The organism is Bradyrhizobium algeriense, from assembly GCF_036924595.1.
Taxonomy (GTDB): Bacteria; Pseudomonadota; Alphaproteobacteria; order Rhizobiales; family Xanthobacteraceae; genus Bradyrhizobium; species Bradyrhizobium algeriense.
In genome coordinates this window covers 6,603,107-6,616,232 of record NZ_JAZHRV010000001.1, presented here as the reverse complement: position 1 = coordinate 6,616,232, position 13,126 = coordinate 6,603,107, and the positions used below count along the sequence as shown (strand labels likewise).

12 protein-coding genes are annotated in these 13,126 nt (G+C 64.6%); 2 read left to right on the top strand and 10 right to left on the bottom strand.

All coding sequences use genetic code 11. From position 1 onward, the window contains the following. Position 1 precedes the first annotated feature (1 nt). From modC to V1286_RS31835, 7 genes are all read right to left on the bottom strand, one after another. Positions 2–661: a molybdenum ABC transporter ATP-binding protein gene (gene modC / locus V1286_RS31865; protein ID WP_334486547.1), complete on the bottom strand. Its 660-nt coding sequence runs from the start codon at positions 659–661 to the stop codon at positions 2–4. A 2-nt stretch (positions 662–663) separates the two neighbouring features. Continuing rightward, positions 664–1,359, bottom strand: coding sequence for a molybdate ABC transporter permease subunit (gene modB / locus V1286_RS31860; RefSeq protein WP_334486544.1), 696 nt, complete (start codon positions 1,357–1,359; stop codon positions 664–666). Then, positions 1,359–2,144 carry a molybdate ABC transporter substrate-binding protein gene (gene modA, locus V1286_RS31855; protein ID WP_334486541.1) on the bottom strand — a complete coding sequence of 262 codons (786 nt, stop codon included), beginning with the start codon at positions 2,142–2,144 and terminating at the stop codon, positions 1,359–1,361. Before modA ends, modB begins: the two co-directional genes overlap by 1 nt. A gap of 199 nt (positions 2,145–2,343) precedes the next feature. Next, entirely contained in the window at positions 2,344–2,868 is a 525-nt protein-coding gene (locus tag V1286_RS31850) for a Spy/CpxP family protein refolding chaperone (RefSeq protein ID WP_334486539.1), read from the bottom strand. Next, positions 2,865–3,845, bottom strand: a complete 981-nt coding sequence (gene mepA, locus V1286_RS31845) for a penicillin-insensitive murein endopeptidase (RefSeq protein ID WP_334486537.1) — start codon at positions 3,843–3,845, stop codon at positions 2,865–2,867. The genes V1286_RS31850 and mepA overlap by 4 nt, the downstream gene beginning before the upstream one ends. 187 nt (positions 3,846–4,032) lie before the next feature. Then, positions 4,033–4,839 carry a phytanoyl-CoA dioxygenase family protein gene (locus V1286_RS31840; RefSeq protein WP_334486534.1) on the bottom strand — a complete coding sequence of 269 codons (807 nt, stop codon included), beginning with the start codon at positions 4,837–4,839 and terminating at the stop codon, positions 4,033–4,035. 229 nt (positions 4,840–5,068) lie between these two features. Then, entirely contained in the window at positions 5,069–6,070 is a 1,002-nt protein-coding gene (locus V1286_RS31835) for a Bug family tripartite tricarboxylate transporter substrate binding protein (protein WP_334486531.1), read from the bottom strand. Between the two features lie 170 nt (positions 6,071–6,240). Between V1286_RS31835 and V1286_RS31830 the strand changes: the two genes are divergently transcribed. Together V1286_RS31830 and V1286_RS31825 are read left to right on the top strand one after the other, a co-directional pair. After that, positions 6,241–7,425, top strand: a complete 1,185-nt coding sequence (locus V1286_RS31830; protein WP_334486528.1) for an FAD-dependent monooxygenase — start codon at positions 6,241–6,243, stop codon at positions 7,423–7,425. Positions 7,426–7,742: 317 nt separating this feature from the next. Beyond that, the gene (locus V1286_RS31825; RefSeq protein WP_334486524.1) at positions 7,743–9,953 is read left to right on the top strand and encodes a putative bifunctional diguanylate cyclase/phosphodiesterase; all 2,211 of its coding nucleotides are present in this window, start codon (positions 7,743–7,745) and stop codon (positions 9,951–9,953) included. Positions 9,954–10,097: 144 nt separating this feature from the next. On the opposite strand, the gene V1286_RS31820 is transcribed toward V1286_RS31825, so the two are convergent. The 3 genes from V1286_RS31820 to V1286_RS31810 all read right to left on the bottom strand — a co-directional run bounded on the left by V1286_RS31820 (position 10,098) and on the right by V1286_RS31810 (position 13,108). Beyond that, positions 10,098–10,571 carry a DUF1801 domain-containing protein gene (locus tag V1286_RS31820; protein ID WP_334486521.1) on the bottom strand — a complete coding sequence of 158 codons (474 nt, stop codon included), beginning with the start codon at positions 10,569–10,571 and terminating at the stop codon, positions 10,098–10,100. A 73-nt stretch (positions 10,572–10,644) separates the two neighbouring features. Further along, positions 10,645–11,043: a hypothetical protein gene (locus V1286_RS31815; RefSeq protein WP_334486517.1), complete on the bottom strand. Its 399-nt coding sequence runs from the start codon at positions 11,041–11,043 to the stop codon at positions 10,645–10,647. A 97-nt stretch (positions 11,044–11,140) separates the two neighbouring features. Continuing rightward, on the bottom strand, positions 11,141–13,108 hold the full coding sequence (locus V1286_RS31810; protein ID WP_334486515.1) for a methyl-accepting chemotaxis protein: 1,968 nt from the start codon (positions 13,106–13,108) through the stop codon (positions 11,141–11,143). Positions 13,109–13,126: the final 18 nt, after the last annotated feature.

Here is a 13,126-nt window from a genome sequence, read left to right as displayed (position 1 = left end):
GCTACGTCAGCACCTTGACGCCGCCGAGCGCGGTCACGCGGCCGCGCTGGAGCATCACGATCTGCGTCGCCAGTTGACGCAGCTCGGCGGCATCGTGGCTGACATAGACCATCGGAATGCCCTCGTCGCGCAGCCGCACCAGGTAGGGCAGGATTTCCTCCTTGCGGCCCTCGTCGAGCGAGCCCAGCGGCTCGTCCAGCAGCAGCAGGCGCGGCTTCGATAGCAGCGCACGGCCGAGCGCGACGCGCTGGCGCTCGCCGCCGGAGAGCTGGCCCGGCCGGCGGCCGAGCAGTTGGCCGATGTCGAGCAGGTCGGTGATACGCTTGTGTTGCCCGGAATCCACGGCAAGGCGGTTCATGCGCCGACCGTAATCGAGATTTTGCAGCACGTTGAGATGCGGGAAGAGCCGCGCGTCCTGAAACACGTAGCCGATGCGGCGCCGGTGCGGTGGCACGTGAATGCCTTTCGACGTGTCGTCCAGCGTATCGCCGTCGAGTGCGATAACGCCACGGTCGGGCCGCAACAGTCCTGCGATCATGTTGATCAGTGACGTCTTGCCAGCGCCGGACGCACCGAACAGGCCAGTGACGCGGCCCTGGCTTTCGAACGCAGCTTCGAGCGAGAATTCGCCGAGCTGTTTGGTGACGTCGACCCGCAGCATGGTCAATTCCCGTGCAGGCGTTTGGTGGCGCGCCGCGCGAACCACTCGGATGCGATCAGGGCGCCCATTGCGATCACGGTGGAAACGACAACCAACCGCCCGGCGGCTGTATCGCCGTCCGGCGTCTGGATCAGCGAATAGATCGCCGAAGAAATGGTCTGGGTCTCGCCGGGAATGTTGGAGACGAAAGTGATGGTGGCGCCGAATTCGCCGATCGCCTTGGCAAAGCCGAGCACCATGCCGGCCAGCACGCCCGGCAGCGCCAGCGGCAAGGTTACGGTGGCAAACACCTGCCAGGGTGCGGCGCCGAGCGTGCTCGACGCCTGCTCCAGCCGGCGGTCGATTGCTTCGATCGAGAGCCGGATCGGCCGTACCAGCAGCGGAAACGACATGATGCCGCAGGCAAGCGCAGCGCCGGTCCAGCGAAACGCGAACACGATACCAAGGTTGTCGGCGAGCCACGCCCCGACCAAGCCACGGCGGCCGAAGGTCAGCAGCAACAAATATCCGGTGGCGACCGGTGGCAGCACCAGCGGCAAATGGACCAGGGCGTCGAGGACCGACTTGCCCCAGAACTCACGCCGCGCCAGCAGCCATGCCAACGCGATACCGAACGGCGTCGCCACCAGTGTTGCCATGACGGCGACCCGCAGCGACAGCAGGATGGCGGTCCATTCGGCGGGCGAGATCTCGAACATCAGGTTGACGGGCTGACGAGGAATTTGAAGCCGTAGTTTTCAAAAATGGTCTTCGCCGCGGTCGAGCGCAGGAAGGCGAGATAGTCTGAGGCCTCCGGCTTCGCGGTCATCGTCGCCGCGACCGGATAGATGATCGCGGGATGGGAATCGGCCGGAAAGGTGCCGACGATTTTGACGCCGGGCTCGGCCTTGGCGTCGGTGGAATAGACAATGCCGAGCGCGGCCTCGCCGCGCGCCACCAGCGTCAGCGCGGCGCGAACGTCGACGGCCATCGCAAATTTCGGCTCGGCGGCCTGCCATGCGCCGAGCTTCTCCAGCGCTGTCTTGGCGTATTTGCCGGCGGGCACGGATTTCACGTCGCCGGTGGCGATCCGGCCGTCGCCGGCGAGTTTTGCAAGATCGAAGCCGGGGCCGATGTTCACATGGTCGATTTTCGAATCCTTCGGTGCGATCAGCACGATGCTGTTGCCGAGCAAATTGATCCTGCTCGGTTCGTTGACGGTCTTCTTCCCGATTGCGTAGTCCATCCAGTCGGTATCGGCGGAGATGAATATATCGGCCGGTGCGCCCTGTTCGATCTGTCGGGCGAGCGCAGAACTGGCGGCGTAGCTGACGGTGATCTTGATGCCCCTCTTAGCGGCATAGACGGCGTCGATCTCGTCGAGCGCATTCTTCATCGAGGCCGCGGCGAAGATGGTCAGCGATTTTTCCTGCGCGGCGGCGGGTGAGGGGATGGCTGCCAGTGACACGGCGAAGGCCAGGACGAGGCCGGCTAGACGATTCATCGGGCGCTCCATGCATGATTGCGAGCTGCGGTTGCCGCGCGCAAGACAGGCGTTGGTTGGGTAAGGCGACCATCGGAAGCGCCGTTCCGGTATTCCCCGAAAGACTTGCGGTCGATCGGATATCGCCAGCCCTGACCATAGTCAGGATGGGAAAGGAGGTAAAGGCGGCTGCACCGGCTTGCAAGGTGCAGCCGGGCCGTCAATGGTGATGGTGTCGCTTGTGCCCGCCACCGCCGTAACCCCGCAACTCCGCATATTTGGTCATCTGCGACGGGGTCAAAATGCTGCCGGTCGACAAATGATATTTCAGATGGGTCTCGCGCAGCATTCCTTGCGTGGCGGCAACGGCCGCGGTGGACGCCTTCAGGCTTTCGGGCGTGACGGTGCGGGTGGCAAACTGCTTGTCCAGTTCGGCTTCCTGGTCGATCAGCTTGGCGCCCAGCGGCATCGCTTCGGCCTTCATGGAATCGAACAGGCGCTGCATGCTGGCGCGTTGCTCGGCGGAGAGTTCGAGCTTGTCGGCAAGCTCGAGAACGTGCGACGGCCCCGGATAGCCGTTCAGCTCGGCCGCGAGCGCCAGGCCCATTCCGCGGCCGGCGCCAAGATCAGAAATCTGCTGCTCCGATAGCGCCTTGATCGAGCGCGTCTGCATTCCTGCATAAGGGGTCTGTGCGTGCACGCTCGTGACGAATGCGATCGATGCAATCAGGGGCCAAATCTTCATCGTTGTTCTCCGCTGGGTCTGCTTGACACTTCGTGTTTGGCATCCGGCGCGTTCAGCACCGTCTTGCAGACCGGCGGCAGCGCCGCCATGGTCATCGGCGGCTTCGGCTTCGGCGGCACTTTGGGTGGCTTCGGATGCAGCACCGCATCGCTGAACCAATAGGCGAGATCGGCAGGTTGGCAGCCTTCGCCCTCGTTCGGATCGGGCTGGCTTTCGCATTCGCCGGCGCCGGGCGGGCATTTGATGCGGATGTGGAAGTGATAGTCGTGGCCGTACATCGGCCGCACCTTGTGGAGCCAGTAGCGGTCGCCTTTTGCCTCACGGCAGAGCGCCTTCTTGATCGCGGCATTGACGAAGATGCGTTGCACGCTGGGCTCCAGCGCGGCGGCGCGGATCACCGCAAGATGCGTCGGCGTCCAGGCGTGCGGATCGATGTCGAGCCGGTCGGCGCGCACCATCATCACGGCCGACATCTCCTCGCGCTCGTTGCGCGACAATTGTCGGCCCGGCATCGGCGTCAGCCAGATGTCGGCGTCGAGCCCGATCTGATGGCTGGCGTGTCCGGTAAACATCGGCCCGCCGCGCGGCTGCGACATGTCGCCGACCAGTATGCCGTTCCAGCCGGCATCTCTGCGCGCTCTTGCGGCCAGCCGCTTGATCAGCGCGACCAGGTCGGGATGGCCCCAGTAGCGATTGCGCGACAGCCGCATCACCTGCCAATTGTCGCCGTTGATCGGCAACCCTTCCGCGCCCGCGATGCAGCCATGGGCGTAGAACCCGTGCACCCGCGTCGGCATCGCCGCCGGCAGCATCTTGCGGCCGAACAGCTCCTTGGCGGCGATGTTGGGATCGTTCGGGTTGGCCAGCGGCGGCAGCGGTTTTGGATGGACCGTGCCCTTGTCCTGCGCCCATGCGCTCGCGGCACTGGCGGCGATCATCAAGGTCAGGAGGGGGATCAGAATCAGGCGGGGGTTCATCGGATCACTCTATTCGCGAAAAACGTAGCATGAAATTGGCAACGGGCGACAGGCGCTGCAACCGCTATTGCGGTGCTGTTTGCCCTGTTCCAGCGCACCGGTCCGCGCAACACGCGCATCGGGATCAACTAGAACGGGGACACCCCCTCGTTGGTGGCCCCGCCCTAGCTTTCATTCTCGGCTCTTGTTATCCGCGCGCCTGCAAGGCCTGCCGGATGGCTCGCTCAACCGGCGAATAATCGCCGTCCGCTCGCGCAAGCCTGAACGGCTGAGACGGGTGCAGCGGCGGCTGCGCCATGAAACGCGGCGCGGATCCCCGGTGCATTTGCGCGGCGTGAACGAGGAACGGGTGGCACAGATAGACTGTGCCGGTATCGCCGGTCGCCTGCATCTCGGGCCGGCCGCTTCCCATCTCGTCCAGCCGCAAATGCGACATGCCGGCCTCGCCCGCCGGTTCGAGAAAGCGCGCCATGTCCAGATGCGAGCCCGGCCTTATTCGGGTGGGCGCGTCGGCTTCCCCGACATCGGAGAACAGGAACAGCATCAGCAGCGCACGTCCGCGCGACGTCACGTTGACCCGCCATGCGGCGTAATCCTGGCGGCCGACAGGTTCGTCTTCGCCGGGGAAGCTGAGATCGACATGCCAGCCGGCGTCGCCGGGATCGTGCGGGCTCGGAAACCGCACGGGGAAGGTGCCGAGGTCGGCTCGCGGCCACCAGCGTCCCTTTCCGACGAGCTGGTCAAAGGCGGCATGAAGCCGCGGGCTGTTGACGGCTTTCCTGAAGGGGGCGTCGCTGTAATAGCCGAGGCGGATCACTGGCCGCGTCCAGGTTGCGGGGTCGTCGGGGTCGCATGGCAGATCGCGCCACAGGATGGCGCGACCCTGCTCGGCGAGCTCGCGCGAAAAGGCGCGATCGATCCGGACGAAGCCGTCCTGAATGAATTGCTCGATCTGCGCGTCGCTGAGCGCGCGCGCTGGTTTGCTGGCAGGCATGAGAATCCTCTTTATCGCTGGGCAAACGACCGTGGCCTGCGCGAAGCAGGAGCGGCCGGGCTATTTCTGTCGGAAACTTCCGCCCGCCTGAGCGGGCAACGCGGTCAGCGCGCGAGAAAGAAGACAGAAGCGATATGGGAGGTGCGGATCATCATGGCGCGCACAATCTATCACGTGCACGGCGGCGTTCAACCGGCACGTGGCGGATCGAGATCAACTGAGGCCGCGACTACTGTAGCTCGATATTGGCCGACTTGATCACCGCCGCCCATCGGTCGACTTCCTCGCGCATGTATTTGGACGATTTGTCGACCGAGCCGCCGAAAATGACGGCGGACAGCTTCTTGAGTTGTTCCTGCACCGCGGGCTGGCGTAACGCCTCGTTCACATCGGCATTGATCTTGTCGACGATGTTCTTCGGAGTCTTGGGCGGCGCCACGATGCCGTACCAGGCGACCGCTTCAAAACCCGGAAGCGTTTCGGCCATCGTCGGCACGTTCGGTAGCGCCGGCAGACGATCGGATGAGGCCACCGCGAGCAGTTTCAGCTTGCCGGCCTGAACCAGCGCCAGCGAGACGCCGAGATTGTCGAACATGACGTCGACGTCGCCGGCGACGAGACCCTGCAGCGCCGGCGCCGAGCCGCGATACGGAATGTGCCGCAGCTTCACCTTTGCCATCAGCTGAAACAGCTCCGAGGTCAGATGCGAGGTCGTGCCGTTGCCTTGCGTGGCGCAGATGGTCTTGTCGGAATTGCCCTTCAGGTATTCGATCAACTCGGGCACGCTCGATGCCTTGACGTTGTCCGGATTGACGATCAGCGCATTTGGCACCTGGGCCATGACGATGACAGGCTCGAACTTCGTCGGATCGAAGCCTAGCTTGGGGTACAGATTGTGATTGATCACGAGCGGCGGCGGCGGCGACGAGAGCAGGGTGTAGCCGTCGGGCGCCGAATGATAGACCTGTTCAGCGCCGATGTTTCCGGCGGCGCCCGTGCGGTTCTCGATGACCACCGGCTGGCTCCATTTGCGCGACAGCCATTCCCCGACGATACGTGGAATCACATCTGCGGTGCCGCCGGCGGGAAAGGGAACCACGATTTTTACGGCGTGGTCGGGATAGTCACCAGCCCGTGCGGGCGCGTAACCAAGCGCTGATAACGCCATGAGCAGGGTCGAGGCCGCCAGACAACGGCCGGCATGGGATAGCATATGCGCAGAGCCGTGCATCGAAACTCCTCCCGCTGCAGCTTCCAGTCAGCATTGTGGGCTCGGGCGCTGGTGTTTCCCGCTGGGAAGGATAACGTGAAATAGGCAACCGTCGAAGCTCTTTCGATGCTGTTGCTTGCCGGAGTTTACGCGTTTGCGCCTTGTACCTTCACCAAAACGAGGATAGGGCGATGCAGCGGTCGCGGCTGGGAGTAATTGTCGTCGGCGGCGGAATTGGCGGGCTGTTCGCCGCCAACGCGCTGATCGCCCGCGGCTTCGATGTTTCCGTCTATGAGCAGGCACCTGCGCTCGGCGAGGTCGGGGCAGGGGTATTTTTGACGCCGAACAGCGTGCGGCAAATGCAGCGGCTAGGCCTGGGGCACCAGGTCGAACGGTGGGGCGCCAGGGTCGGCCACGGTTCTCACTATTTTCGCCACGACGGCGCGCCGATAGCCCCGGTCCAGGTAACGGATTCTGCCGGCTGGAACGCCACCTTCGGCATGCATCGCGCCGACCTCGTCGAGATGCTGTCGGGCGCATTGCCACCAGGCGTGGTGCGCACCGGACATCGCGGCACGGGCTTTGAGCAGGCCGGCGAGGTCGCGCGCGTGTCATTCGCCAACGGTGCGGTGGCCGAAGGCGATGTCGTCATCGCGGCCGATGGCATTCACTCCGAACTCCGGCCCTATGCCGCGCCGCCGTCGCGGCCGGTCTTCCACGGCTCCGTCGCCTATCGCGGCGTGCTGCCGCATGCGCGCATTCCGCACTGGCCGACCGATTGCTGGCAGATGTGGCTCGGCAAGGGAAAACATTTCCTCAGCTTTCCGGTGCGATCAGGCGAACTCATCAACTATGTCGGCTTCGTGCCGGCCGATGCGGAAATGAAGGAATCATGGTCGGCGCCCGGAGATCCCGATGTGCTGCGCCACGAGTTTTGGGGATGGGACCCGCGCATCGCAACCCTGCTGAGCCAGGTTGAAACGACATTCCGATGGGCGCTGTACGACCGCGAGCCGCTGCCGAGCTGGACGCGTGGCCGCTTGACGCTGCTCGGCGACGCCGCGCACCCGATGCTGCCGCATCTCGGCCAGGGCGCCAACCAGTCGATCGAGGACGGCATGGCGCTGGCGACAATTCTGGCACAGGCGACGCGCGCCAGCGTACCGGCGGCGCTGCTTGCGTATGAGCGGCTGCGACGCGAGCGCGTGGCGGCGGTTCAGCGCGGTGCGCGCGAGAACGGCATGCGCTACGACTCCTCCTATTCCGATCTCGGCGTTCGCGATGCCGAGATATCGGCGCATGCGGCGTTTCGCAGGCGGCTTTACGATCACGACGTCGTGCCCGAAGCGCAAGCCGCGGCGGCTGCTTTGGGTTGAACGGGCGTTATGCCGCCACCGCCCTTAACCGCGCGATAACCCTGTCGATCGTTGACGTATACTCATGCGCACGCGCGGCGTTTCGCGCATTCCTTGTGCATCAGGGATGGCGTCGCACGTCCGCCGCGCGAGCGCGACGATTTTGCCCTGCTAACTTGCGATTTTCGTCAAAAGCGATACACGCAGAGCGTGCGTCCGCCTTTCCGGCGGGCAGTGAATGCGGGCGCGCACGAGCCCTTTATGCGGCAGGAGATACCTTTTTTTCAGACACTTTTCTGCAAACATCGCCCGCAGCAATGCGCGGGGTAGGCCTAGCGATGTCGACGAAGAAGCGAAGAACTCTAGGGAAGCCCAAGCAGGCGGCGATTGTCCGCTTTCGCGGTCGTCCGGCAAAACCCGTGCCCAAGCCATCAGCCAAACGCGAGCGTCGCCTGTCCGCCGCGGCCGGCGAGATCGCGCGCAAGCGCGCCGAGGTCGACGCAGCGCTTGCCGAGGCGCGCAAATCGCACGAGCGCTTGTGCGAGGCGATCGACATCCTGCCGCAGGGCGTCGTGTTTCTCGATGCCGAAGGCCGCTATATTCTCTGGAACAAGAAATATGCGGAGATGTACCGCCGCAGTTCGGACCTGTTCAAGCCCGGCGCGCGGCTGGAGGATACGATCCGCCTCGGCGTCGCGCGCGGCGACTACCCGGAAGCGATCGGCCGCGAGGAAGAATGGATCGCCGCGCGGCTCAAGAAGATGTACCAGCCGGGCGCGCGGCATGAGCAGACGCTGGCCGATGGCCGCGTCATCCTGATCGATGAGCGCCTGACCGAGGATGGCGGCATCATCGGCCTGCGCGTCGATATCACCGAATTGAAGCAGCGCGAGGCTTCGTTCCGGCTGCTGTTCGACAGCAATCCGGTTCCGATGATCGTCTGCGCGCTGGGTGACGAACGCATTCTCGCCGTCAACGACGCTGCGATCCAGCACTACGGTTACAGCCGCGGCGAATTCGAGAAGCTGACGATCCGCAGCCTGCAGGCCTTCGACGCCGAACTGCCGTGGACCGGCGACGAGCGCGCGGCGCGAACCTGGAAGCACGTCAGGGCCGACGGTACGCTGATCGATCTGGCGATCTATTCGCGCCAGCTCGTTTACGGCGATCGGCCTGCGGCCCTGCTGGCGCTGATGGACACCACCGAACGCAAACGCGCCGAGGCGCGGCTGACCTTCATGGCCCAGCACGACGGCCTGACGGGACTGCCGAACCGCAATTTGCTGCGTCAGCAGATGGACGACATCCTGCTGCGCACACGCCGCAACGCCGAGCAGGTGGCGGTGCTCGTGCTCGGCCTCGACCATTTCAAGGCGGTCAACGATACGCTCGGCCATGGCATCGGCGACAAGCTCCTGCGCGGCGTCGGCAAACGATTGCGATCGATGCTGCGCGACGACGATGTGCTGGCCCGGCTCAACTCCGACGAATTCGCCATCGTCCAGAGCGGGGTGACGCGGCCTGAGGATGCAGCGTTCCTGGCGAGGCGCCTCCTGGACGCCATCGGCGATCCCTATCTTCTGGACGGGCATTCGGTCGTGATCGGCGCCAGCGTCGGCATTGCGATGTCGCCCGGCGACGGCGATGAATCCGAGAAGCTTTTGAAGAACGCCGACCTCGCATTGTCGCGCGCCAAGAACGATTCGCGCGGCACATTCTCGTTCTTTGAGGCCGGAATGGACGCGCGCGCCCAGTCCCGCCGCAAGATCGAAACCGAGCTGCGCGAGGCCGTCCAGGGCGATACGCTGCGGCCCTATTACCAGCCGCTGGTCGATCTTTCGAGCGGGCGCATCACCGGCTTCGAAGCGCTGGTGCGTTGGCCGCACCCCGAGCGCGGCATGATCTCGCCGGCCGAATTCATTCCCGTTGCGGAGGAGACTGGACTGATCAACGCGGTCGGCGGTTTGATGCTGCGGCGCGCCTGCACGGATGCGGCGCAATGGCCCGACGACGTCCACGTCGCAGTCAACCTGTCGCCGCTGCAGTTCCGCCTCGGCAATCTCTTGTCACTGGTAACGGATACGCTGAAGCAATCCGGCCTGCCGGCGAGACGCCTGGAGCTCGAGATCACCGAGACGCTGCTCCTGGAAAAGAGCAGCGAGGTGCTGGCGACGCTGCATGCGCTGCGTGCGCTCGGCGTTCGCATCTCGATGGACGATTTCGGCACCGGCTATTCCAGCCTGAGCTATCTGCGCAGCTTTCCGTTCGACAAGATCAAGATCGACCAGTCCTTCGTGCGCGACCTCGCCGCCAACCCCGACGCGCAGGCGATCGTGCGTTCGATCATCAGCCTCGGCAAGGGCCTGGGCGTCACCATCACGGCGGAAGGCGTCGAGACCGAAGCCGAAGTAAACTGCCTGCGCAACGAGGGATGCCACGAGGGGCAGGGCTTTCTGTTCAGCCGCGCGCGGCCCAATGCGGAGATCGTGGGCCTGTTGAAGACGCAGGGCAACTGGAGCTCGCCGGCGGGCGCGGCGCTGGTGGCGTGAAGCTGGCGCTACTTTCGCAGCCGTCATCGCGAGGAGCTCGCGACAAAATTGTCGTAGCAATTTTGCGCTGAAGCGAGAAGCAATCCAACCGCTCAGCGTCTGGTGAGATGGATTGCTTCGCTTCGCTCGCAATGACGGAGGAGGCTACTTCACTCGTCCCGCCTTCTTCCTCGCGTGATACGTCAGCGCCAGCGCGACGCAGTGGCGTAGCGCCGCCTCGGGCAGCTTCTCGCCGGCGTCGAGCAGAATGCTGCGGTTGCCGCCATAGCGCAGTTCCGGATAAAGCTCGCGAAAGGTCTCGACCAGATCGGTCTGGCAGTGAAAATAGACGGCGTATTGGCCGGCTTCCGCCTTCACCTGGTCGATCCGGATCGTGCTGCCGCTCTTGCTCTCGTTGGTGAGATAGCTCGGCTGCCCCCATTTCAGCGTCTCGTCCAGCGCGCCGACGCCTTCGGTGGTATCAGCGGTATCGAAGATCAGCCGGCGCAGCGCCAGCAGCTTTGATTTGACCGGATTGGGGTAGGCACTGAAGATCGCATCCACCGCGGGCTCTGCAAAATGCCCGCGCGGCCGCGCAACGGCGCGCTTTGTGGCTTTCTTCGCTGTCGGCCTCTTCATCCGTCCTTCCGTGTATATCAGCCGCTCGCACAACCCATAGCACGGACAGACAGCCGGAAGCGACTAGTGGCGGCTAGCGCTTCCGCGCAGCCTTGCGTGCGCCTGTCCGCGTCGTCTTGCGAGCACCGGATCGTGTCGTCTTGCGGGCGCTGGATCTCGCGGCCGTCTTTCGTTTGCGCGTTGCAGCCGCCTTCTTGGCCGAGCGCGATCGCGCCGCTGCGGGCCGGCTCGCAGCGGCCTTGCCACCACGCGGCCCGCCGATCCGGCCGCCCTTTTTCGCCGCCACATTGGTGTCCTTGACGCCGCGGCCCGAGCCGCTCTTGTTGCCGCCGCCGGTTTCCTTGTTGACGGTCGCCCAGGCGCGCCGCTCGGCTTCGTCCTTGCTGATGCCGCGCTTCTCGTAGCCTTCCTCGATATACTCGGCCTTGCGTTTCTGTTTGTTCGTGTAGCTGGACTTGTCACCACGGGGCATGCCGTATCTCCCTCGTTGTTGCGGCTGCTGAAGAAGCAACGCAGGCCCAGCGAGGGGGTTCCGAACGCGACGGGAGACGGCCTGCCGTTTCGAATGACTACGCGGCGTCGCGCAGGCCCGCCAGGAACGTGTCGACGCTTTTATTCAGCGCATCGGCCTGCTGGCTGAGCTGGTTGGTCGCGGTCGCCACGTTATCGGCCAGTGTCCGGGACTGGTTGGCGGACTGGCTGGCGCCGGTCACGTTGAGCGAGACTTCGCCGGTGCCGGTGGCGGCCTGCTGTACGCTGCGGGCGATTTCCCGCGTCGCCGAATCCTGCTCTTCCACGGCTGCGGCGATGGTGGTGGCGATCGCGCTGATTTCGCGGATGGTGTCGCTGATGCCGCTGATCGCCGTGACGCAGTCACCGGTGGCCGACTGGATTGCAGCCACCTGTCCGGCGATTTCCTCGGTCGCCTTCGCGGTCTGGCTGGCGAGCCCCTTGACCTCCGATGCGACGACGGCAAAGCCTCTGCCGGCCTCGCCGGCACGCGCGGCCTCGATGGTCGCGTTCAGCGCCAGCAAATTGGTCTGGCTGGCAATCGCCCCGATCAGGCGAAGCACATCGCCGATCTTTTCGGCGGCCGAGGCCAGGCTGCTCACCATTTCGGTGGTCTGTCCGGCCTTGACCACGGCGTTGTCGGCGACCTGGCTGGAATGGGTGACCTGACGGCCGATCTCGGCCACCGAGGATGCCAGTTGTTCGGTCGCGGCGGCAACCGCGTTGACGCTGCCAGACGCCTCGTCGGAGGCGGCTGCGGCTGCGGCGGCCCGCTGCGAGGTGCCGTTCACGCTGGTCGCGATCTCGCCGGCCACACGCTGCATCTCGGTGGTTGCGCGGGCGACCGTGGCGACGACGCTCTTGACGTCGGTCTCGAAACGATCGGCCATCTGACGCTGCAGCGCCTTCTTCTCGAGTTCGGACTGCTGCTTGGTGGCCTCCTGCGCCTCGCGCATGCTGCGCGACTCGATCATGCTGCGGCGGAACACGTCGACTGCGCTCGCCATGGTGCCGAGTTCATCCCGGCGCTCGCTGCCGGGGATCGTGACGTCGATCTCGCCGCCGGAAAGGCGGTTCATGACCGCGGTGATCGCGGCCAATGGGCGCGACAGGCCGCGACCGAGCAGGAACGCCAGCACGATTGCGCCAAACAGGATCGCGATCGTGCCGAGGATAAGGTTGCGCTGCGAGTTCGCCGCTGCGGCCTCGTACTCGGTCGTATCCTTGATGACTTCCAGAATGCCGACCGGCTGGCCGGCGTAATTCTTGATCTGCCCGAGATAGAGCGCGGAGGGGCGTCCGCCGATCGTGGCGTCCCGGCGCAACGGCTGGCCGTCGAACACGCCCTTCAATTCGCCTGATGTCGCGACCACTTCGTCGCCGAAGGTCGAGGATAGCTTCTTGAAGTCCTTGCCGTCGAACGAATAGACCGCAAGGTCGATGCCAAAGCGCTTCTTGGCGCGATCGACGAATTCCTTGCCGAAGGCGGCGCCGACGTCGACATTGGCCAGCGTCTTGCCGTCGCGCACGATCGGCGTCATGCCGAAGATCGAGAGCGCCTCGCGACCGGGCTCGACGCCGACGATGGTTTTGCCGGTCTTTATCGCTTCGACCACCGTGGAACGCCGCGCGGAAGCATCGTCGTCGAACACCTTCGGCGCATGGACGCGGTAAAAGGAAATCGCGGGCGCCCGCCAGAACGAAATCAACGGGATGCCTTGCGCCTTCATCGGCTCCATGGCCTCGCCAAGCAGCTTGCCTAATCCGTCGCGGTCGCCCTTTGCTATGGCGTCAGCGACCGGCGGCAAGGATGCGATCACGGTTGAGACCGCAAGCGCGGCGCGCCCCTCATAGTCGATGGCGGCGATGACGCTGTCGTATTGCAGTTTGAGCTGCTGATCGAGTGCGAGCTGCGTTAGCGAGCGTTGCTGGATGATCGAGAAGGTTCCAAGGATGCCGCAGGCGACGGCTACCGTCAGCGAAATGGCGAGGATCAGCCGAACGGCGATCGAACGAATTTTGAACATGAGAAATACGGAAGCTCC

Excerpts from the sequence above, each read along its gene's own strand:
- modC (WP_334486547.1), bottom strand. The coding sequence starts at position 661 with ATGCTGCGGGTCGACGTCACCAAACAGCTCGGCGAATTCTCGCTCGAA.
- modB (WP_334486544.1), bottom strand. The coding sequence starts at position 1,359 with ATGTTCGAGATCTCGCCCGCCGAATGGACCGCCATCCTGCTGTCGCTG.
- modA (WP_334486541.1), bottom strand. The coding sequence starts at position 2,144 with ATGAATCGTCTAGCCGGCCTCGTCCTGGCCTTCGCCGTGTCACTGGCA.
- V1286_RS31850 (WP_334486539.1), bottom strand. The coding sequence starts at position 2,868 with ATGAAGATTTGGCCCCTGATTGCATCGATCGCATTCGTCACGAGCGTG.
- mepA (WP_334486537.1), bottom strand. The coding sequence starts at position 3,845 with ATGAACCCCCGCCTGATTCTGATCCCCCTCCTGACCTTGATGATCGCC.
- V1286_RS31840 (WP_334486534.1), bottom strand. The coding sequence starts at position 4,839 with ATGCCTGCCAGCAAACCAGCGCGCGCGCTCAGCGACGCGCAGATCGAG.
- V1286_RS31835 (WP_334486531.1), bottom strand. The coding sequence starts at position 6,070 with ATGCACGGCTCTGCGCATATGCTATCCCATGCCGGCCGTTGTCTGGCG.
- V1286_RS31830 (WP_334486528.1), top strand. The coding sequence starts at position 6,241 with ATGCAGCGGTCGCGGCTGGGAGTAATTGTCGTCGGCGGCGGAATTGGC.
- V1286_RS31825 (WP_334486524.1), top strand. The coding sequence starts at position 7,743 with ATGTCGACGAAGAAGCGAAGAACTCTAGGGAAGCCCAAGCAGGCGGCG.
- V1286_RS31820 (WP_334486521.1), bottom strand. The coding sequence starts at position 10,571 with ATGAAGAGGCCGACAGCGAAGAAAGCCACAAAGCGCGCCGTTGCGCGG.
- V1286_RS31815 (WP_334486517.1), bottom strand. The coding sequence starts at position 11,043 with ATGCCCCGTGGTGACAAGTCCAGCTACACGAACAAACAGAAACGCAAG.
- V1286_RS31810 (WP_334486515.1), bottom strand. The coding sequence starts at position 13,108 with ATGTTCAAAATTCGTTCGATCGCCGTTCGGCTGATCCTCGCCATTTCG.